Raw genomic sequence first — 19,237 nt, forward strand, 5'->3', positions numbered from 1 at the left:
GAGGTAGCTTTTAGAAGGCCTCCTTTTTAACAATTGATTGCGAAAGGCGCTATCACCAAACCGACATTAACGTGCGCACCCGTCAATTTTCTCGGTTTTTTTGCCAGGCATTGCAGTACTCTTGACCGCAGCCGCCCCGCTAGAGGGCAGTACTTTCCGCCACGCGTGTAAACCATCTTTCCAGTCCCTGTGGGACTTTTCAGTGAGGTTTACCATGCGCATCACTTCCGAGCTCATCTGCCAGGCCGCCGACCAACTCCACGGATTTGTGGGCCTTAATCGCAAGACTGGCCAGTACATCGTACGTTTCAGCGAAGACTCCTTCGGCATGGACGTGGCCGATGACGGGATCATTCCTACCGCCGAATTTGTCTGGCTGCCCGCCCCCGAGCAGACCATGACCCTATCGCGTGAACGCATTCAGTTGCTGCTGGACCAAAACATCGATGACCGCATCAACATCACTGAGCCGCTGCGCGTGTATATGCGTCGGGTTGAGATTCCACAGATCAGTGCGTTGCGCAGTCTTGTGAGCTAGTTCGCTTCAAAACCGTAGGCCCGCTCCACCTTGCACACCCGTGTCTGAAATGCCGAGTACCAGGTGGCGCGGCCCTGCTCACGCACGTTCCGGTGCTCGGCCTGCTGCTTCCACGCCAGGATTGCTGCCTCGCTGCTCCAGTACGACACGGTAATCCCCAGGCCATCTTCCCGCGCCGATTCCACGCCCAGAAAACCAGGTTGCTGCCGTGCCAGTTCCAGCATGTGTGCGGCGGCCTCGCCGTAGCCGTGATCGCCCTCGGTGCGCAGTGAGCTGAAAATCACTGCGTAGTAGGGCGGGGTGGGTGTCTTGGCGATCATGCCGATTGCTCCTGGCACGCCTTGAGCAGGGCGATCGCCAGGGGCGGCGCGATGCCCTTGAGCGCCGCGCGTTCGGGCTGGAACAGGGTGGCGACGAAGAACGGATGGCCGAGCAATTCCACTGCTCGCAGGTCCCCTGCGCAGTCGTGGCCGGTGGCGATCAGGTCGCCCTCCAGCAACGCGCTGGCGAATTCGGGGTTCACTCCGTAACGGCAACGATAACCTTCTTCAAGATCAAGGGTCCCGTAGGCCTCGGCGATACGCGTGTAGGGCATTAAACGTACGGTGTCGGTCGCCTCCACCAGCGCGCAGGTCAAGGGTGTGATCACGGCGCGTTTTGCGTCAGGAGCCACTTCACCGTGTTCGGCGTCGACCCAACCCAGCGCGTTACGTGCATATTCCAGCAATGCATGTTGAAAACCACCGCAGGTGCCGAGCAATGGTCGGCGCTGCTCGCGGGCAAAGCGGATCGCCCGCAGTGCGCCATCGGTATCCCGGTAAGGGGTGGCGGGTACACACCAGAAACCGTCGAAGTCGTGCAGGGATTCCGGCAGGGTGTCGGTGTCGAGCCAGTGCACATCAACAGTCATGCCCAGCGTATCGGCTGCCCGTTGCAGGGCCACGGGAATCGCTTGGTGCGCGGTGACATGAGGGTTGTAATCGCCAATCAGCGCGAGGCGTAAGGGGGGGGCTTTCATCGTGTGCGTTCCATGGCTTGTTGTGGGCTGAGGCGCACTATAGATTGGCGTTTACGCAATCAATATTGGCGTTTGCCCATATGCTCAATGCACCGACGCACTATTCAATTGACTACCCTGACCTTTCGCTGATCCTTGCACTTGTGCGCGGCGGCTCCCTGGCGCGGGCGGCAGCGTTGTTGCGGGTGGATGTGTCCACGGTGTTTCGCGCGATACGACGCTTGGAGGCGGCACTGGGCCAGACACTGTTTGAAAAAAGCCGCGCCGGCTACCTGCCCACCAGCCTGGCCAACAACTTGGCGCAGCAGGCTGAACGCGCCGAACTGGCCCTCGAAGCGGCGCGTATCGGGGTGGAGCAGGGGGGCGAGGTGATCAGCGGCACAGTGCGCCTGACCTGTACTGACTTGGTGCTGCAAGGTCTGTTGCTGCCAGCATTGGCGCAGTTCATGCCGGACTACCCTGCGCTGATCCTGGAACTGAGCACCTCCAATGATTTCGCCAACCTCAGCCGCCGCGATGCAGATATCGCCCTACGCCTGACCAAGACTCCGCCTGAGCATCTCGTAGGACGTTGCCTCGGCACCGTGTCGTACCAAGTCTACGCAAGCGCCGACTATGCCCGCCGTCATGCAGGCCGTGAACTGGCCGACCTGACCTGGATCGCGCCGGATGACTTCCTGCCCGATCATCCCACCGTCGCCTGGCGCCGCGAACACTTGCCGGGAATTCGGCCCAGCTATCGCTGCAACAGCATGTTGTCGGTGACCGAATTGGTGCGGGCGGGAATGGGTGTGGCGGCGTTGCCGGACTTTCTGCTTGATGAGGGTCTGCAACCACTGGGCCCTGCATTGGCAGGGTATGACACGGCGCTGTGGTTGCTCACACGTCCCGATTGCCGGGCATTGCGCTCTGTGGTCACGTTGTTTGATGAGTTGGGACAGCATGTACGATTGCCGGATCGTTAGGTTTTTCGTACGAAGTGCTCATGCATTTCGCACGTCAGGCTTTCGATATGCTCGGTCAGTTGCTTGGTCATTTCCGTCAGTCGGGTGTTTTGCTCCAGCAATTCCAGCAGCTGTTTGGTGGTCTGAGCGGCCTGGGCCTGGCGTTCGGTATTGGCAGTGGCCAAGGCTTCGCGATGCTGTGCGTCGGCGTCTGACTGCGCCTTGTCTCGCGCAGCCTGGCGAGTCTGGGCCAACAGGATCAGCGGCGCGGCATAGGCCGATTGCAGGCTGAACGCCAGGTTGAGCAGGATGAACGGGTACACGTCGAAGTGAGTGATGCCGGTCGCATTCAGAACCACCCACAGCACCACAATCGCGGTTTGCGCGCCGAGGAAGGTCGGGGTGCCGAAGAAACGGGCGAAGGCTTCGGCCTTCAGCGCGAAGGTATCGTTACCGAAAGTCGGCGCCAGGTGAGCGTGGGGGCGGTGGAAACGCATGTGGTCAATAGGTGCGGTTTCAGGCTTCTCTGGGGTCATGGCGGGCTCGGGTCATCACGGTTAAGACGTTGGTTCACTATAGTCCTGGCGACCTGTCTTACACATGAATAACCCAAATCCTACTTAGTGGCGGACACGGTCATTGGCAAACGCACTCACCGCCTGTAATGCCTCGTTAGTGCCTTGGCGTATTTGCAGGATCACGGTGCCGGCGCGGTTGGCCAAGTCCACGCCCTGGGCTGCACGGTCGCGGGTACCGTCCATACTGTCGATGGCTTGGCGCGTTTCGTTCTGGATCATTGCGATCATGCTGGAAATTTCCGCCGTCGAACGGCTTGTGCGTGCGGCCAGTTGCCGAACTTCATCGGCCACCACGGCAAACCCACGCCCTTGCTCACCCGCGCGCGCCGCCTCGATGGCCGCGTTGAGCGCCAACAGGTTGGTCTGGTCGGCGATGCCGCCAATGGTGTTGACGATGGCGGTGATCTGCTGCGAACGCTCACCCAGCTTGGCGATCAGTTGCGAAGAACCGTCGATGTCTGAGGCAATTTCGCGCATGCCGTTGGCACTTTGCTGAATCACTTCGGCGCCTTTTTCCGCGATGTCCTGGGTGTTCAGGGAAATGTGATACGCCTGAGACGCGCTCGCCGCATCGGCGGCATGTTGCTCCACCTTGGCGGTCACGTCCGAGGCGAATTTCACCACTTTGCACAGGCGCCCGCTGGCGTCATATACCGGGTTGTAGTTGGCTTCAAGCCACACCGTCCGGCCGTTCTTATCCACGCGCTCGAATTGGCCGCTGAACAGCTCACCTTGGTTGAGGCGCTTCCAGAACTCGGTGTAGGCCGAACTGTTGGCCAGCTCCGCAGAACAGAACAGGCGATGATGCTTGCCCTGGATTTGCGCGAGGCTATAGCCCATGCGCTGCAGGAAGTTAGCGTTGGCCGTGATGATGGTGCCGTCGAGGTTGAACTCGATCACCGCCATGGCCCGGTCGATCGCCTCCAATTTGGCGCTGGCTTCGCTCTCGGCTTGCAGGCGCGGGGTCACGTCCAAGGCGAACTTAACCACCTTTATCACGTGCCCTGCCTCATCACGGACTGGGTTGTAGCTGGCTTCCAGCCACACCGATTCCCCATTGCTCGCCTGGCGTTCGAACGTTCCGGACTGAAATTGGCCATTGCGCAGGTTCGACCACAACTGGTGATACTCGGTGCTGCGGGCGAACGCCGGTGTGCAGAACATTCGATGGGGCTTGCCCACAACTTGCTCTGCGCGATAGCCCATGGTGTTAAGGAAATTGTCATTGGCCCGCAGTACATTGCCTTGCGGATCGAATTCGATCACCGCCATGGAGCGCTCGATGGCATCCAGCATGCTGGCGTGGTGGGAAACCGTGTTTTGTAGGGCGTTGATGGTTTTTTTATGGGTGTTGAATAGCATGGTGGCGGCTCGGGCAGGCAGCGTCTGAGTTTTCCATGTATAGGCGCCTGCCCCGTACGGCACTCGGCCTACGGTTGACGTGCTCATTGTCGGCTTCCTGCTGCCGACAGAGGGAGGTGGAACAAGGGATTCAGAGTGATCAGATTGCCAAGAAGTTCGCCCCAAGGGCAGGACCTTTTTTGGGTAGGCGACAGATGGTGGCTCTGTGCTATCTCGGCGGGTGCGCTGGAGGCTGCATCAGGCCGAATAGGCGACTCTTTCGTCGCTGACATTCACCCGGTTGCGACCGTTATCTTTCGCTGCATATAGTGCTCGGTCTGCCGCATTCAGCCACATAGCGGCGCTGGTGAAGGAGGGCTGGAAGTCCGCCAAGCCAATGCTCAGGCTCACGCGCAGCTCAGGGATGTGTGGGGCGCGGTAGTTGCTGAAGGTTTCGCGCATGCGCTCCATAACCTGTGCGGCTTCTTCTTGGTTCATTCGCGGAAGAATCACACAGAACTCGTCGCCCCCGTAACGTCCAGCCAAGTCGTTTTCCCGCAAGTGGCGCCTTAATTCCAAGCTCAACTGGCGCAGCACGGCGTCGCCGGCGATATGCCCATGAGTGTCGTTAATCTGTTTGAAGTGATCGATATCGATCAGCGCAATGGTGCCGTGGGTTTGTTGTTGCTGGCACTTGTGGAACTTGAGGTGCAGCAAGTCTTTCCAGGACCCGTGATTGAGTAATCCCGTGAGGCTGTCGATGCGGCTCAAGGCACGGAGGGCGCGTTTGTGGTCCGAGAGTTTGATCGCCAATTGATAGCAGATCATGCCGATGGCCATGGGGTAGAAGGTCAGCATCGGCAGGCACGCGTAGACCTGGACCACGCTGATGCCAGGGTTGAAGTGCAGGCCAAACAGCAAAACAGCGACGCCGGCGCCGAGCAGTTGCGCCAGTGCTCCGCGTAACAGCAGGTATCTGCCGCCGGCGGCGACGTTGTTCATAGACACCATGGACAGCAAGGTCACGGTGGTTAACGGCGCGAACTGCAACGTCGCGACCCAAAAGCCGCTGAATAACGCGTCGTACACCAGATTGCGTCGCTCGGCGTCATAGGGGACTTTGGCGCGGGTCGCCAGTTGATACGCGAGGTGCGGCCAGACAAAACCATTGGCCAACAGCGCTGCCCAGACCCACCCCGGCATCGCCAACGGATACAGGGCGGCTATTACACTGATGCTGCACATGGCAGAGCCGATGATTCTGGGCCTGTAGATGCGCCTGGCAAACGAGAGTCCTTTGCCTTGTCTGTTTTCCATAAAGTCCTGATTGAGCTGCTTTTCTACCTATATGAAGGCGCACGTTCGCTGGATGAACCGTTGATCGGATAAGGCCGATGAATATTGTCAGTTATTCCCGTGGGAATAATCAGTGTCCTTCCAGGCCATTTACGCAAAACAGAGGGCGAAAGCGTCAAATACGACCTTAAGTGTCGCTTACACAACAGGCATTACTGGGCGGGTGTGGGCCTGACTTCGTAGCCGGCCAGGAACAGGTCAATGGCGGACTCGATCACGCTGGCCTGGTTGGCGGCGTCCAAGGTTGGTTGGCCGAGGGTAATCTGCGGCCAGAATGCGAAGGCTTTGAGCAGACTCTGGATCTGATGGGCGGCAAATGCCGGGTCGGTGCAGGAGAGACGGCCGTCTTCCTGGGCGGCGCGCACCCACTGGGTAAAGCCTTCTTCGCGCTGGCTCAGGCGGGTAACCATGTCTTGCGCACGTTCCGGCGAATGAATGGTAGCCGCGATGGCGACTCTGGCGAGATCGAGGAAGTTGGCGTCCGACATCATCTTCATCTTTGCCTCCAGCAATCCGCGCAATTGCTCACGCAGCGGCCGGTCGCTGGCATAGCAGACGTCGAGCTGAGCGACGCTGCTGGCCCAGAGCTGGTGGAGAATCTCGGCGAACAACTCTTCCTTGCTGGGAAAGTGGTTGTACACCGTGCGCTTAGAAACGCCGGCGGTGGCGGCGATCTTGTCCATGCTGGTGACCTCGAAACCGTTATCGCGAAACTCAGCGATGGCAGCAGCCACGATGGCTTGGCGTTTGCGGTCGGTGAGGCGTTGAGGGGCAGTCATGGAGGGCGCTCAGCTCTTGAAGGAAAATTACACTCGGTAGTTTACTTGCTCTCTGTTTTGTTGCAATCTTGAAACTACACTGTGCAGTGTAATTTATGAGCGGACCGTAGGAGTCACTCTGCAATGGCCACCATCTCACCCCGCGTCGACCGCACGTCTGCAGCGCTCAAGCCAGCAGAGCAGGGCAAGGCGCACTTCAGCAACGACGCCCCTGTGCAACATGGCGGGCTTGGCAAAACGCTGCGTATTTTTTGGAACATGGTGTTTAACAAGCCGCGCACCACGCGACCGGTGGGGGCGATTCCGGTAGAGCCTCTAACGCGCGAGCAACTGTTGGCGGCGCCTGATCACAGCGTATTTCGCTTGGGGCATTCCACCGTATTGCTGAAAATGCGCGGTAAGTTCTGGGTGACCGACCCGGTGTTCGCCGAGCGTGCTTCCCCATTCAGTTGGGCCGGCCCCAAACGCTTCCATCAGCCGCCGATCAGCCTTGAAGAGCTGCCTGATCTCGAAGCGGTGATTCTTTCCCACAACCATTACGACCATCTGGACCGCAAGGCTGTCGTCCAATTGGCCAACAAAACCCGTCATTTTCTAGCACCGCTTGGCGTGGGTGACATTTTGATCAAGTGGGGTGTCGACGCCAGCAAGGTTCGCCAACTGGACTGGTGGCAGGGCACCGAGGTAGACGGCATCCGTTTTGTGGCCACGCCGGCTCAGCACTTTTCCGGGCGTGGCCTGTTTGATGCCAATCAGACCCTATGGTGTTCGTGGGTGATGATCGACGGTGCGCGGAGGATTTTCTTCAGCGGTGACACGGGTTACTTCGATGGCTTCAAGCGCATCGGCGAGCAATACGGCCCGTTCGATCTGACGCTGATGGAAACCGGTGCTTACAACGTTGATTGGCCCCATGTGCACATGCAGCCGGAGCAAACCCTACAAGCGCACATCGACCTCAAGGGCCGCTGGTTGCTGCCGATCCACAACGGTACCTTCGACCTGGCGTTTCATGCCTGGCATGAACCGTTTGACCGCATCATGGCGCTGGCTTGGGAGCGTAATGTGTCGATCACTACGCCACCCATGGGCCAGGCGTTCAGCTTGAATCAGCCTGAGCGTGGGTATGCATGGTGGCTGGAAGTTGAAACTCAAAAAGATGCACAAGAGCAGCTTTTGAGCTGATGGAAGAGGTGTGGGAAAAAGGAGTTTTCATGTTGTTTCAGGGCTGCGACACACGCCAGTGAAGGATGCGATGATCCCCGGAAAATCACGGTTCAGGGGGTAGTTTTGGTGGAAAAAAAATGCAGTAAACATCCGCGAACAGAGGCGGTTTGCCAGTTAGGGCAGCCGCTGGCTGCACTCATGGATATAGCCGGTCGGGCAACGTCGTGCCACGCTCCGTCCTCTGAGCAGCCCCCTCCCCGCAACATCGCTTTTTGTGGCGATCCACACGTTCAAGTCCATCCCAGGGATGGCGTCCTGATCCCCGGATATAACGCGCCGGCCCTGCCGATAAAACCCGTGCGTGACCCCTCATTGACGCTGATTGCCTTGAGCGGCATCGAACCCGAGGGACCGGTGATGGTGGAGGTGCCTCTGGTGCAGAACAACAGCACTTTTACTGCCCTCAGCATGCTGGCTGGCCGGCGCGTAGGTTTTGCCGACCGATATGAGCGCAACGGTGATCAAGAACCCCTCAAGCATCGGGCGGTGTTCCTGCGAGCGTTGGAGCAATTACGACAGGCCGGGGCGCTCCTTGTACCGGTGTCTGCACAACAGGTCGATGGCTCGCTGCAATTCGACCTCCACACGCGTAATGAAATCGACGACCTTATGACTGAGCATCGGCTGGATGCGCTGGTCTCGGACAGTCAGAGTGCCGCGTTCCATCAGGCTTGTTGGAGTGGATACCCAAGGCTGGGTGAGCCTTTGGGAGCCGGGGCTACGTTGTGGTTCTACGGTGCACGATGGTCGAAGGATTCACTGGCAGTCCTCGTGCAGGGGTATCGCAGTGTTCGTGGCCATTCAGATGCACGGTAGGGGCTGACTGTGGCGTCGGGCAATCCAACTCGTTGATCTCCCTACGTAGCGTGCGCCGGCATGAGACCTGGTTAAAGGTGCCGGCTGGTCCGCTGACTTGGATAGGCTTTACGCACCATTCGGTTGGGCATTGGGAGAGTCTATTGATGCGGTGGTTGAGCCCATCAGCCGAGACATGATGCCCTGTGCCACGGGTTCAGGTGGCGTGATATTAAGGCGGCGCGCACTCATTCCCCAGCCCGGCGCAAAGCCTGGGAAAAATACCAGCCCTTCAGCCTCCAGCCGAAACGCCAGCGCCAGGCGCGTTGCATCATCGCTGTCACCCTGGCTTTCAAACCGTTGAATAGCCTCCACCGGCACACCGACATGACGGGCCAGGTCTTCCCGACTCCAGCCCAGCATCGCGCGGGCTTGTGCGCTGTGTTTGGCGGTGAATTGGTGCAGGACGATCTGCTGTTCTACGAAAGAGCTCATTGCCAGAGAGGACATGGGGTTTCTCCAGGGTTCGACGGGGGAGGACAAACTATACTGTGTTTTTGTACAGTTGTTTTGACCGCTCATCAACTGGATTTTTCCGATGGCTTTTTACCACTGACTATTCCAACCCCGGCGCCTCCCGAATAATCAGGTGATCCAGGTTCTCGATATCCGCGCTGAACACCCCGAACGTTTGCTCGGGATTCTTCTTGCTGGGCACATGCTTGAGCTCTGGCGTCACCCCGTAGAAGAAGCAATACAGCGCACGCTCGCTGTCCACTGCCGCCTTGATCTGTTCTAGGAACGCTGTGCGCTTGCGGTAGTTTTCGATGAGTTTTTTGCTCAGATAAACGTTGACCGAGTAGGGCTTCTTGTCGAGCCACACCTTCTTTTCGAAGTCGATGCGAAAGCTGCTGGTGTAGTCCTTGATCGCCTTGATCTTGCCCCAATAGATCAGGCCCTTGCTGTCTTGCAGGTATTCGATCTTCTTGAAAAACGTCCAGTAGGTCGCGGTGTGATCGCCTATTTTCAGCGGCATGCGCTTGAGCGTGTCCTTGTCGTCGATGTTGGACACGTAACATTCCACCGGGTGGGCGAATACGCTGGTTTTATTCGGGGTGGTGTCGCTGGAACTGACGGACGTGCTGGTTCGGTTTGAAGGTGTTTTCGCAGGTGACGCTGGGATTTGAGCTTCGGCACCGGTCACCGGAGTGTTGCGCGGGTACGTTCGTCGGGTCAGTACAAATTCCGACGGGAAATGGTCTTCGCGCTCGTCTTCAGTTTCCCCCGCAGCGCCCCTGTGCGTGCTGGCATAGCGGCAGCCCTCGATATGCTGGGTGCTGGTTTTGTTCTTGAAGTGCGGCGTGCGCACATAGTTGACGTTTTTTGCATTGAATGTGCTCAACGCATTGCCCGTATCGAACGTCCCTCGGCACGCATCGTTGGGGCAGAGGAAATGGTCAGTGTTGGAGTCGTATACGGCAGTTTCGTCGAAATTCAGGTCACGCACGTCGTAGATCGACAGCTTTTCATCGAGACTCAAACTGTAGGCCGTGTCGAATTTCATGAGGCTCGGGTCCGTGAGAAGTTTCGCTATTAATAGCGGGATCCCATGTAAATATCAGCAAGAACCTGCAACCCGCCGCCCACTCAGGAAACACAAGGTGCCACCCACAGCTGTCAGTGCGCCCAAGGCATAGAACATGCTGGTGGGCGCCGCATTGATCAGCAAGTACCCACAAATCACCGGGCTCAACGCTCCGCCAAAGGCGGCCAGGTTCTGTGCACCGTAGTAACTGCCGCGCAGGGTGTCGGGGGCGATGGTGTCGATGAACAGGAACTCCGAGGGGTAGATGATCATCTCGCCCAAGGTGAATACAAACATCGCCAGGCACCAGGTGACCAAGCTGTCCGCCAGGCTGAAACCGATCAACCCGGCAATGAACAGCAACGTCCCCAGCACGATCCAGTAGCGCAGCTGTTCACGCTTGAGAAATCGGCCTATCTGGTACTGCATCAAAATCACCGTAATGGCATTGCATGCCAGCACCGCCGAGAGAATCTTCAGAGCCTGCGCAGGCTTGTAGGCCACCAGCAGAAATTGCGACAGATACAGGGTGTAGCGCCCGTGGACAATGGTGCTTAACAGGCTGCCACCGGTGAACAGAATCAAGGTACGGTCGCTGCGCAATGTGCGCAGGGTGCTGAGAAAGCTCAGCGGTTTGTTGCTTTCGTCCCGTTGAGTCGGTGGGATGCCGATCATCAGGAACACACTGCAGAAGGCAATTGCGCTGGCGATCAGGAACGGCGCCAACTGCATGTGCCCCGCAATTACTACACCCACCATGGGGCCCGTGGCGTAGCCGACGTTGGTGAGGGTGTAGCGCAGGGAAAACACCTTGGCACGCTCACCCACTGGCAGATTTTCGCTGATGATCGCTTTGGAGCCAATCAGGAACAGCGCCGACGCGGCTTCGGTGATTACCAGGGTCAGTGTCGTCAGGTAGAGGTTGCTGGCAAAGGTCAGCAACAGAAAACCGATGGCGCTGGAGAGCATGGCCAGGATCAGCAGCTTGCGCTTTTCCAGGCGGTCGATGATGTAGCCGCCGTACAGGCCCAGCAGCGTGGCGATAAACACGGCGATCCCCATCAGCAGACCGATGTCCTGCTGGTTGAGGCCCAGGCGCGTGCTCAGCAGCAGGGCCAGCAACGGGCTGGTCATGGCGCGGCTGACCACGATGGTCACCGAGCAAATCATCAGGCGGCGGATTACCAGGGAGTAGGTGGCCACGGTGGGGCGGATGTCCTTGTTATCTTTTTTGAACAACAAAAATCCAGTGTGGGAGGGTGCTTGCCGCCGATAGCGGTGTACAGCCAAGCATCAGGTGACAGAACCACCGCCATCGGGGATAAGCCCCCTCCCACATTTTTTAGACCGAGTTATTGGCCAGCGTTAATGGTGATCTTCTCGACCGCCCCTTGCTCCAGATCCCACTTCTTCAAAATCTTGCCGTAGGTCCCATCATCAATCATGCCCTGCAGCGCCTCACTGATCGCGGTCACCAGTTCAGTGTTGCTTTTCTCAATCCCCAGCCCGGTGAACTGCTTGGAAATCGCCAGCCCAACCGGCTTGTACTTACCTTTATCCAACGACATCAGATAAGGAATCGTCTCGCTGCCCTGCATTGCGGCATCCAAACGGTTCTGCTGCAACTGCGCCCGCGCATCCGCCGAGCCTTCGGTGCCGATCACCACGATTGCCGGTTTACCCGCCGCTTCGCAGTTTTCCTTGCTCCACGCGGCAATTTCCGACGGCCAAGTAGTCCGGCGACTGGTGCCGACTTTTTTACCGCACAGGTCAGTCAGTTCCTTGATCTCTTCACGCTTGGCCAGGGTGTACAGCTGCGGGCCACTCGTGAAGTAGTCGACAAAGGTTACGGATTTCTGGCGTTCGGCGGTGTCCGACATGCCCGACAGCACGATGTCCACGCGCTTGGTGGTCAGGCCGCTGAGCATTTGCTCGAAGCCGGTTTCCTGCCACTTGATCTTCACGCCCAGGCGCTCGGCCAGAGCGTTGCCCAGGTCGAAGTCAAAGCCGGTGAGTTTATTGGTGGCCGGGTCCTTGAAATCCATCGGCGGGTAGTTCGGCACGATAGCCGCGCTGATCTCACCCTTGTCCTTGATGGCCGCCGGCAAGGCCGCGAATACACAGGTGGAGGCCATCAGGCCTGCGAGCATCGTTGGGATAAACAATTTTTTCATGGGGGCGTTCTCGTTAGTTTTTTAGTTAAGTGCGAACGGCAGAAATAAAGCTTTGGGTACGCGGGTTTTGTGGGCTTATTAGTATTTCTTCGGGGCTGCCGGCTTCCACAATCTGGCCGGCGTCCATAAACACCATGCGGTTGGACACTTCACGGGCGAAGCCCAATTCATGGGTGACCACGATCATGGTCATGCCGGTGGTGGCCAAATCGCGCATCACCGACAGCACTTCTCCTACCAGCTCCGGGTCGAGGGCTGACGTGGGTTCGTCGAACAACATCAGCTTGGGACGCATCGCCAGCGCACGGGCAATCGCCACGCGTTGCTGCTGGCCGCCGGACAATTCCACCGGATAGGCATTGCGTTTGTCCGCCAGGCCCACGCGGGCCAGCAGTTCCAATGCATCTTCGATGGCTTCCTTGGGCGAGCGCTTGAGCACCTGGCACGGGCCTTCGATGATGTTTTGCAACACGGTCATATGCGGGAACAAATTGAAGCGCTGGAACACCATGCCGGTGGCAAGGCGCTGTCGGGCGATCTGCGATTCGTTCATCTCATGCAGCTTGTTGCCGACGACCCGGTATCCCACCAGTTCGCCGTCGACCCACAGGCCGCCCTTATCGATTTTTTCCAGTTGGTTGACGCAGCGCAGCAGCGTGCTTTTGCCCGACCCGGACGGGCCGATGATGCACATCACTTCGCCTTGCTCGACTTCGATATTGATGTCGCGCAGCGCGTGATACTGGTCGTAATACTTGTTCAGGTTGACGGCCTTGACGATGCTTCTCATGGGGCAAATCTCCTCAACCCAAACTTACGAACGCTTGCCGGCGCCGCGAGCGAAACGACGCTCCAGGCGGCTCTGGCCAAATGAAAGAACAGTCACCACCGCCAAGTACCAGATACCGGCAACGATCAGCAGCTCCATGACCCGGGCGTTGGCGTAGTAGATGTTTTGCGCGTTGTGCAGCAGCTCCGAGTACTGGATGACGCTGGCCAGGCTGGTCATTTTCACCATGCTGATGAACTCGTTGCCTACAGGCGGAATGATCACGCGCATGGCCTGCGGCAGAATGATCCTACGCAGCGCTTGCAAGCTCGGCATGCCGATGGACTTGGCGGCTTCGTACTGGCCCGTGTCCACTGACAGCAAACCGGCGCGCACCACTTCGGCGGTATAGGCACCCTGGTTGATGCTGAGGCCGAGCAGGGCGGCCACGAACGGCGTCATCAGGTCAACGGTGTCGATGCTGAACAGGCCGGGAATCGCGATTACCGGGAAAATCAGCGCCAGGTTGAACCACAGCAACAGCTGCAAAATCAGCGGTGTACCGCGGAACAGCCAGGTGTAGGTGATGGCCACATAGCGCAGGATCGGGTTGGCCGACATGCGCATGATTGCCGTGATCACGCCGATCACCACACCCAGCGCCATCGCCAGAATCGACATGACGATGGTATTCACCAGGCCCCATAGAATGGCCTCAGACGTGAGGAACTGACCGATGTAGGACCATTCGATCTGGCCATTGGCGAAGGCGCGCAACAGTGCGGCCAACACAATCACGATCAACGTGGCAAAAAACATCCGTCCGTAATAGCGGCGCGGCACGTGTTCGTACTGGGTTATGTCGAACTGGTTCTCGGACAGCTTGCGCTCTATTTCCAAGCGCTCGGCCGGGGTTTGGTTCATGGTGATTCTCCAAAACTGATGACGCTACTACTGATGTACTCGGTCCAAATGTGGGAGCGGGCTTGCTCGCGAAAGCGTCAGCCCCCGCACCACACCTCTGACAGGCTTAAATCCGAAAGCCCTGATAGCTCTCAGCCCACTGCTGCTGAGCCGCCAATGCAATCTTCAAACGTCCAATCTGCTCTCGAACCCGCTCCGGTGCCGTCCCAACCCAGCCACTGCGTGCCGCAATCGCCGCTTCCAGGGTCAAGCAATCCCGCACCTCAGGCAGCAGCCGAGCATCCACCTCGGCCAACATCGCCGGTGAGGCTTCCCACAACTCAATCTCATGCTTCTCACAGGCTTGTACCAACGCGCCGGTAATCTCATGGGCCTCCTTGAACGGCACACCACGGGTGGCTAGCCAATCCGCCACCTCGGTCGCCAAGGTAAAACCCATCGGTGCCTGGCGCCGCAGTTCGTCCACCTGGACTTTCATGGTCGCCACCATCCCGGCCATGGCTGGAAGTACCAGCAGCAACGTGTCCACGCTGTCCAACACGCTGTGTTTGTCTTCACTCAAATCGCGGTTGTACGACAGCGGCAAGGATTTGAGCGTCGACATCAACCCGGTCAGGTTGCCAATCAAACGCCCAGCTTTGCCCCTGGCCAGTTCGGCAATGTCCGGGTTCTTTTTCTGCGGCATGATCGAGCTGCCGGTAGCGTAGGCATCGTCCAACACCACCCAGCGAAACTGGCGCGACGACCACAGGCAAAACTCCTCCGACAGCCGCGAAATATTCACCCCGAGCATGCCCGCCACAAACAGGAACTCCGCCACATGGTCACGGCTGGCCACAGCGTCGATCGAGTTTTCACACGGCCCGGTGTAGCCCATTTCCTTGGCCGAATGCTCCGGCCTCCGCGCAATCGCCGAGCCCGCCATGGCTGCGGCGCCCAATGGCGACAACGCCGTACGCGCATCCCAATCCACCAGACGCTGCACATCGCGCAACATCGACTGCGCGTGAGCCAGTAAGTGGTGGGCGAACACGATGGGTTGGGCCTGCTGCAAATGGGTAAAGCCGGGGCAGATGCTCTCGACATGCTGCTCGGCCTGTTCCACCAACGCCTGCTGCAAACCCAACACCTCGGTGGTGATGGTTCGCGCATGGTCCCGTAGGAAAAGGCGCAAATCGTTGGCGGTTTGATCATTACGCGAACGTCCGGCGCGCAGCTTGCCGCCCAAGGCGCCCAGGCGTTCGGTCAAGACGCGTTCGATAAAGGTATGTACGTCCTCGTCATCCAGGGTTGGATGCAGGCGGCCGGCGGCGAAGTCATCGCCGATTTGGTCGAGTGCTTCGAGGGTGCGCAGGGTCTCTGACTCATCCAGCAAACCGGCGCGCTGCAATTCACGGGCATGGGCACGGGAGCCCGCCAGGTCGTAGGGCGTCAGGCGAAAATAGCGCTCAGGGCAACGTGACAACGCGGCCAACGCAGCAGACGGACCGGTCTTGAAACGAGCGCCCCAAAGGCGGTCGGTGGACTGAGACATGGGTATTCCTCACGCTTGTTTTTAGAAGAGTCGGAGGCAGTAAAAAAAGGTTTTCAACTAAACTGAATCAGCGTCTGACGCGCCGTATTCAAGGTTGCCAAGGGCGGATGTTTATGTTCATTATCGCCGCCTGGCTATGTTCAAGGATTGGGTTGAAGCCTGTTGAATATGGTACTTGAGGTCAACGCGTATTATGGAAACTCCACTTTCCACTTCTGGAAACCTGCCACCCAAACCGGGCACAAGACCACCGCTGCAACTGAGCGGACTGGACTTCAAATTGCTGCGGGTATTCATGGCCGTGGTCGAAGCCGGCGGCTTCAGTGCTGCGCAAAACGAGCTGAACGTGGGGCTGGCGGCCATCAGTAAACAGATCTCTGACCTCGAGATTCGTATCGGCATGCGCCTGTGTACACGGGGCCGAGAAGGCTTCGGGCTGACCGAAGAAGGGAAGTTAGTGTATCAAGCGTCCATCGAGTTATTTACCTCGGTGGACAGTTTCAGAGACAAGCTTAGTTCGGCGCAAAACGAGCTTATTGGTGACCTTAGTGTCGGGATTATTGATAACACCGTGTCGGATGTTAATTCCCCGCTTATTACCGCATTGGGAAAATTACATAGCGAATCACCAAAAATAAGATTGCGCCTACAGGCTTCACAGTTGGACGAAGTTGAACGCGGCGTGGTGGAAGGCCGGTTAATCGTCGGTATCGTTCCCGTGTACCAGCGCCGTGAAGAGTTCGATTACTTCCCGCTGTACGAAGAAAAGGCCCAGGCCTACTGCGCCGTAGGACATCCGCTTTTTACTGCGAGCGACATTACGCCGGAGGTGCTGCGCCAATATGAAGTGGTCAACCATCGTTATGCGATCCATCGCGACAAGACTAACTTCGTCAATTACGACAGCCAGTCCGCCTCCGCCTCGCAAGTCGAAGCCGTCGCGATCCTGATCCTTACTGGCCGTTTCCTCGGTTTCTTGCCCGAACACTACGCCAAGCCCATGGTAAGAGAAGGGCGCCTTCGCGCACTGTGCCCGGAGCAAGTTCACTTGAGCACCGCCTTCAACCTCATCCTGCGCCACAACGCTCCGCGCAGCCCGATGGTAAAAGCCTTTGCGGCGGCGTTGGGCGTAGACCTCAAAGCCGCTGTCTGATCAACCTGTGGTGAGCGGGCTTGCCCCGCGCTGAGCTACGCAGCAGTCCCAATAAAAACGCCGCATGCTGTCAGACAGAATGCGGCGTTTGGTTTTAGGGCCGCTACGCGCCCCAGCGCGGGGCAAGCCCGCTCACCACAATGGTCAGCGCAGCGCTTTCGCCCGCTTCTTCTTCGCATGAAAATGCCGAAACGTCCCACGCAGCCCGATGGTAAAAGCCTTTGCGACGGCGTTGGGCGTAGACCTCAAAACCTATGTCTGATCAACCTGTGGTGAGCGGGCTTGCCCCGCGCTGGGCTGCGCAGCAGTCCCAATAAAAACGCCGCATGCTGTCAGACAGCATGCGGCGTTTGGTTTTAGGGCCGCTACGCGCCCCAGCGCGGGGCAAGCCCGCTCACCACAATGGTCAGCGCAGCGCTTTCGCCCGCTTCTTCTTCGCATGAAAATGCCGAAACGTCCCACGCAGCCCGATGGTAAAAGCCTTTGCGACGGCGTTGGGCGTAGACCTCAAAACCTATGTCTGATCAACCTGTGGTGAGCGGGCTTGCCCCGCGCTGGGCTGCGCAGCAGTCCCAATAAAAACGCCGCATGCTGTCAGACAGCATGCGGCGTTTGGTTTTAGGGCCGCTACGCGCCCCAGCGCGGGGCAAGCCCGCTCACCACAATGGTCAGCGCAGCGCTTTCGCCCGATTCTTCTTCGCATGAAATGCCGAAACGTCCCACGCAGCCCGATGGTAAAAGCCTTTGCGACGGCGTTTGGTTTTAGGGCCGCTACGCGCCCCAGCGAGGGGCGAGCCCGCTCACCACAATATGGTCAGCGCAGCGCTTTCGCCCGCTTCTTCTTCGCATGAAAATGCCGAAAATGCGCATCCTGCGCCGCCGCCAACAACTCCCGGTCCCCGCGCGTATCGCCCCAGGCCCGGAGCCGATACTCCCCCAGGTCTCCGTACACCGCCTCAAGCCGCAGCACCTTGTTCTCACACCGGCAGTTATTCCCGGTGAGCTTGCCGGTCAACACCCCGTCGACTACCTCAAGCTCGGTGCCAATCAACTTGATCCCAAGTCGATTGGCAAATGGCTGCAACACTAACGCAGGCGAAGCCGAACACAACGTCACCTCCGCGCCGGAGCCCAACTCCTGCTCCACCGACAACACCCCGGCCGGGCGCATCAACCGCGCCCAATTGCGCTGGCAATACTCCTCGGCCTTCTGTTGCACCCACGTCTTCTCCACCCCTGTCATAAAGGTGCGGATCAACTGCGCTTTCAACTCATCCCGGCTGATCTGCCGAACCAAAAAGCGCAGCCCAGGCACCGCCAGCTTGACCATCCGGCCATAGAACTCGCCGGTACCAAAGGCAAACTTGAGGAAGGGCACGAAACTGTCGTGGTGGGTCAGGGTGCCGTCGAAGTCAAAGACGGAAAGTACTTTGGCGTCAGCGGGGCCGGCTTCGAGCATGTCTGGGTTCACGGGTTGGCCTCGGTCCTATCTAGTATTTTTTGAGCGTGCATCAGGTGTGACAGCAGGAGTTTACTCCCGTGCCAATCTTCCGACCTTGGCGTAAAGCCCCTCGGTGAAAGCCTCCCGGTCACTCGACCGATGACAACGCTGATGGCAATTGGGGCACAAGGCTACAGCATTGGTGATGCGATCCGAACCCTTCTGGGCCAGGTGCTTGACGTGATGTACTTCAAGAAATGGCAAGCCGTCGACCTCAAACGGCGCGTTAGAGCCGCAGCCTTCGCAGATGCCCTTGGCCTCTTTCAGTACCCAGGCGCGTACCTTTGGGTCGCGAACAAAAGCGGTGCTGACGGTCGAGACCTGCTGCGGCTGGGCAATGCCGTCCGGTCGCTGAGTGAAAGGTTGCTGCTGCAGTTTGGACGCACGGCGGATAAGCGTTTGCTCGTCTGCTGTTTGGGCGGCGTCTTCGGATTCGAATACACCCTGCGCGGCAAGTGCTTGGCGGATGCGTTGCTCCACGCCTGTGCCCACGTTCTTCGCAGGCTTATAGCCTTCGATGCGGTCCCAGCCCATACGCACAAGCACGGTGGAGATGTTTTGCATGCGGAATTCGATGGAGCCCTTTGCACGGCCTGCCACTGGGCCTTCGCGCAGGAGGCGGTTTTCGAGGGCTTTGTTGAACGGTTGGCCGCTCTTTTCCCAGGCCAGCATCTTCAAGTACGCCTCGACCGCAGCTGCCAACTCCGCGTCGCTCCAGTCCGTTTTGTCTTTCGTAGTATCCATACAGCCGCCGAGGGTAGAAAACCCTCGGACGATACTGAGTAGCCATTATCGCGTCTACGAAATTTCCTATTAGCCAGAAGGATTTGGCGGTCAGCTACTTTGGTAAATTCGCTGCTTTGTAAGGAGAGTCTTTAGTGGGTTCGCATAAAAAAGCCCCGAACAAGTCAGGGCTTTTTGGTGTTGCTGTGCTAAGGAATCAATCCCAGCTCAGCGCGCCGCCAGTCTGATACTCGATCACACGGGTTTCGAAGAAGTTTTTCTCTTTCTTCAAGTCCAT

21 protein-coding genes are annotated in these 19,237 nt (G+C 58.3%); 5 read left to right on the plus strand and 16 right to left on the minus strand.

Annotation, left to right across the window (positions count from 1 at the left end):
- Nucleotides 1–214: 214 nt before the first annotated feature.
- Nucleotides 215–538 carry a DUF2025 family protein gene (locus AOA61_RS23335; protein WP_032891062.1) on the plus strand — a complete coding sequence of 108 codons (324 nt, stop codon included), beginning with the start codon at nucleotides 215–217 and terminating at the stop codon, nucleotides 536–538.
- On the opposite strand, the gene AOA61_RS23340 is transcribed toward AOA61_RS23335, so the two are convergent.
- Together AOA61_RS23340 and AOA61_RS23345 are read right to left on the minus strand one after the other, a co-directional pair.
- Entirely contained in the window at nucleotides 535–858 is a 324-nt protein-coding gene (locus AOA61_RS23340; protein ID WP_032891064.1) for an antibiotic biosynthesis monooxygenase, read from the minus strand. The two genes, AOA61_RS23335 and AOA61_RS23340, sit on opposite strands and share 4 nt — an antisense overlap.
- A complete protein-coding gene (locus AOA61_RS23345; protein WP_099602800.1) occupies nucleotides 855–1,556 on the minus strand; it encodes a CTP synthase in 702 nt (233 codons plus the stop codon). The genes AOA61_RS23340 and AOA61_RS23345 overlap by 4 nt, the downstream gene beginning before the upstream one ends.
- Before the next feature lie 80 nt (nucleotides 1,557–1,636).
- Between AOA61_RS23345 and AOA61_RS23350 the strand changes: the two genes are divergently transcribed.
- Nucleotides 1,637–2,521 carry a LysR family transcriptional regulator gene (locus tag AOA61_RS23350; protein ID WP_099602801.1) on the plus strand — a complete coding sequence of 295 codons (885 nt, stop codon included), beginning with the start codon at nucleotides 1,637–1,639 and terminating at the stop codon, nucleotides 2,519–2,521.
- Here AOA61_RS23350 and AOA61_RS23355 read toward each other — a convergent pair.
- From AOA61_RS23355 to AOA61_RS23370, 4 genes are all read right to left on the minus strand, one after another.
- Nucleotides 2,518–3,036, minus strand: coding sequence for a DUF1003 domain-containing protein (locus tag AOA61_RS23355; RefSeq protein ID WP_032891067.1), 519 nt, complete (start codon nucleotides 3,034–3,036; stop codon nucleotides 2,518–2,520). The two genes, AOA61_RS23350 and AOA61_RS23355, sit on opposite strands and share 4 nt — an antisense overlap.
- Nucleotides 3,037–3,120: 84 nt before the next feature.
- The gene (locus AOA61_RS23360) at nucleotides 3,121–4,440 is read right to left on the minus strand and encodes a PAS domain-containing methyl-accepting chemotaxis protein (protein ID WP_099602802.1); all 1,320 of its coding nucleotides are present in this window, start codon (nucleotides 4,438–4,440) and stop codon (nucleotides 3,121–3,123) included.
- A 237-nt stretch (nucleotides 4,441–4,677) separates the two neighbouring features.
- The gene (locus AOA61_RS23365; RefSeq protein ID WP_032891069.1) at nucleotides 4,678–5,736 is read right to left on the minus strand and encodes a diguanylate cyclase; all 1,059 of its coding nucleotides are present in this window, start codon (nucleotides 5,734–5,736) and stop codon (nucleotides 4,678–4,680) included.
- A 191-nt stretch (nucleotides 5,737–5,927) separates the two neighbouring features.
- Nucleotides 5,928–6,554, minus strand: a complete 627-nt coding sequence (locus tag AOA61_RS23370; RefSeq protein ID WP_032891070.1) for a TetR/AcrR family transcriptional regulator — start codon at nucleotides 6,552–6,554, stop codon at nucleotides 5,928–5,930.
- A 123-nt stretch (nucleotides 6,555–6,677) separates the two neighbouring features.
- Between AOA61_RS23370 and AOA61_RS23375 the strand changes: the two genes are divergently transcribed.
- Both AOA61_RS23375 and AOA61_RS23380 read left to right on the plus strand, forming a co-directional pair.
- Entirely contained in the window at nucleotides 6,678–7,739 is a 1,062-nt protein-coding gene (locus AOA61_RS23375) for an MBL fold metallo-hydrolase (protein WP_032891071.1), read from the plus strand.
- A gap of 339 nt (nucleotides 7,740–8,078) precedes the next feature.
- Nucleotides 8,079–8,597 (plus strand): hypothetical protein, encoded by a 519-nt coding sequence (locus AOA61_RS23380; RefSeq protein WP_099602813.1) that lies wholly within the window; start codon nucleotides 8,079–8,081, stop codon nucleotides 8,595–8,597.
- Between the two features lie 108 nt (nucleotides 8,598–8,705).
- On the opposite strand, the gene AOA61_RS23385 is transcribed toward AOA61_RS23380, so the two are convergent.
- The 7 genes from AOA61_RS23385 to argH form a co-directional block, all read right to left on the minus strand.
- The gene (locus AOA61_RS23385) at nucleotides 8,706–9,086 is read right to left on the minus strand and encodes a helix-turn-helix transcriptional regulator (protein WP_099602803.1); all 381 of its coding nucleotides are present in this window, start codon (nucleotides 9,084–9,086) and stop codon (nucleotides 8,706–8,708) included.
- A gap of 106 nt (nucleotides 9,087–9,192) precedes the next feature.
- Nucleotides 9,193–10,140, minus strand: coding sequence for a hypothetical protein (locus AOA61_RS23390; protein ID WP_099602804.1), 948 nt, complete (start codon nucleotides 10,138–10,140; stop codon nucleotides 9,193–9,195).
- Nucleotides 10,141–10,194: 54 nt separating this feature from the next.
- Nucleotides 10,195–11,364, minus strand: a complete 1,170-nt coding sequence (locus AOA61_RS23395) for an MFS transporter (protein WP_099602814.1) — start codon at nucleotides 11,362–11,364, stop codon at nucleotides 10,195–10,197.
- A gap of 149 nt (nucleotides 11,365–11,513) precedes the next feature.
- On the minus strand, nucleotides 11,514–12,335 hold the full coding sequence (locus AOA61_RS23400; RefSeq protein ID WP_032891075.1) for an ABC transporter substrate-binding protein: 822 nt from the start codon (nucleotides 12,333–12,335) through the stop codon (nucleotides 11,514–11,516).
- Between the two features lie 25 nt (nucleotides 12,336–12,360).
- Nucleotides 12,361–13,125: an amino acid ABC transporter ATP-binding protein gene (locus tag AOA61_RS23405; RefSeq protein WP_010208290.1), complete on the minus strand. Its 765-nt coding sequence runs from the start codon at nucleotides 13,123–13,125 to the stop codon at nucleotides 12,361–12,363.
- 24 nt (nucleotides 13,126–13,149) lie between these two features.
- Nucleotides 13,150–14,028 (minus strand): amino acid ABC transporter permease, encoded by an 879-nt coding sequence (locus AOA61_RS23410; RefSeq protein ID WP_025859372.1) that lies wholly within the window; start codon nucleotides 14,026–14,028, stop codon nucleotides 13,150–13,152.
- Nucleotides 14,029–14,134: 106 nt separating this feature from the next.
- A complete protein-coding gene (gene argH, locus AOA61_RS23415; RefSeq protein ID WP_099602805.1) occupies nucleotides 14,135–15,562 on the minus strand; it encodes an argininosuccinate lyase in 1,428 nt (475 codons plus the stop codon).
- A 193-nt stretch (nucleotides 15,563–15,755) separates the two neighbouring features.
- On the opposite strand from argH, the gene AOA61_RS23420 reads away from it, so the two are divergent.
- Entirely contained in the window at nucleotides 15,756–16,715 is a 960-nt protein-coding gene (locus AOA61_RS23420; protein ID WP_099602806.1) for a LysR family transcriptional regulator, read from the plus strand.
- 814 nt (nucleotides 16,716–17,529) lie between these two features.
- On the opposite strand, the gene AOA61_RS23440 is transcribed toward AOA61_RS23420, so the two are convergent.
- From AOA61_RS23440 to AOA61_RS32385, 3 genes are all read right to left on the minus strand, one after another.
- Nucleotides 17,530–18,174, minus strand: coding sequence for an HAD-IB family hydrolase (locus AOA61_RS23440; RefSeq protein WP_032891078.1), 645 nt, complete (start codon nucleotides 18,172–18,174; stop codon nucleotides 17,530–17,532).
- A 72-nt stretch (nucleotides 18,175–18,246) separates the two neighbouring features.
- Entirely contained in the window at nucleotides 18,247–18,960 is a 714-nt protein-coding gene (locus tag AOA61_RS23445) for an HNH endonuclease signature motif containing protein (RefSeq protein ID WP_099602807.1), read from the minus strand.
- A gap of 196 nt (nucleotides 18,961–19,156) precedes the next feature.
- A partial coding sequence (locus tag AOA61_RS32385) for a hypothetical protein (RefSeq protein ID WP_223820096.1) occupies nucleotides 19,157–19,237 on the minus strand: 81 nt, incomplete at its 5' end.

It is taken from the genome of Pseudomonas sp. 2995-1 (genome assembly GCF_002742505.1).
GTDB lineage: Bacteria > Pseudomonadota > Gammaproteobacteria > Pseudomonadales > Pseudomonadaceae > Aquipseudomonas > Aquipseudomonas sivasensis.

Bases quoted from the DNA above. Each gene is read 5' to 3' on its own strand.
- AOA61_RS23375 (WP_032891071.1), top strand. From the start codon at position 6,678: ATGGCCACCATCTCACCCCGCGTCGACCGCACGTCTGCAGCGCTCAAG.
- AOA61_RS23355 (WP_032891067.1), bottom strand. From the start codon at position 3,036: ATGACCCCAGAGAAGCCTGAAACCGCACCTATTGACCACATGCGTTTC.
- AOA61_RS23360 (WP_099602802.1), bottom strand. From the start codon at position 4,440: ATGCTATTCAACACCCATAAAAAAACCATCAACGCCCTACAAAACACG.
- AOA61_RS23350 (WP_099602801.1), top strand. From the start codon at position 1,637: ATGCTCAATGCACCGACGCACTATTCAATTGACTACCCTGACCTTTCG.
- AOA61_RS23400 (WP_032891075.1), bottom strand. From the start codon at position 12,335: ATGAAAAAATTGTTTATCCCAACGATGCTCGCAGGCCTGATGGCCTCC.
- AOA61_RS23335 (WP_032891062.1), top strand. From the start codon at position 215: ATGCGCATCACTTCCGAGCTCATCTGCCAGGCCGCCGACCAACTCCAC.
- AOA61_RS23440 (WP_032891078.1), bottom strand. From the start codon at position 18,174: ATGCTCGAAGCCGGCCCCGCTGACGCCAAAGTACTTTCCGTCTTTGAC.
- AOA61_RS23385 (WP_099602803.1), bottom strand. From the start codon at position 9,086: ATGTCCTCTCTGGCAATGAGCTCTTTCGTAGAACAGCAGATCGTCCTG.
- AOA61_RS23370 (WP_032891070.1), bottom strand. From the start codon at position 6,554: ATGACTGCCCCTCAACGCCTCACCGACCGCAAACGCCAAGCCATCGTG.
- AOA61_RS23445 (WP_099602807.1), bottom strand. From the start codon at position 18,960: ATGGATACTACGAAAGACAAAACGGACTGGAGCGACGCGGAGTTGGCA.
- AOA61_RS23420 (WP_099602806.1), top strand. From the start codon at position 15,756: ATGGAAACTCCACTTTCCACTTCTGGAAACCTGCCACCCAAACCGGGC.
- argH (WP_099602805.1), bottom strand. From the start codon at position 15,562: ATGTCTCAGTCCACCGACCGCCTTTGGGGCGCTCGTTTCAAGACCGGT.
- AOA61_RS23345 (WP_099602800.1), bottom strand. From the start codon at position 1,556: ATGAAAGCCCCCCCCTTACGCCTCGCGCTGATTGGCGATTACAACCCT.
- AOA61_RS23365 (WP_032891069.1), bottom strand. From the start codon at position 5,736: ATGGAAAACAGACAAGGCAAAGGACTCTCGTTTGCCAGGCGCATCTAC.
- AOA61_RS23390 (WP_099602804.1), bottom strand. From the start codon at position 10,140: ATGAAATTCGACACGGCCTACAGTTTGAGTCTCGATGAAAAGCTGTCG.
- AOA61_RS23405 (WP_010208290.1), bottom strand. From the start codon at position 13,125: ATGAGAAGCATCGTCAAGGCCGTCAACCTGAACAAGTATTACGACCAG.
- AOA61_RS23340 (WP_032891064.1), bottom strand. From the start codon at position 858: ATGATCGCCAAGACACCCACCCCGCCCTACTACGCAGTGATTTTCAGC.
- AOA61_RS23410 (WP_025859372.1), bottom strand. From the start codon at position 14,028: ATGAACCAAACCCCGGCCGAGCGCTTGGAAATAGAGCGCAAGCTGTCC.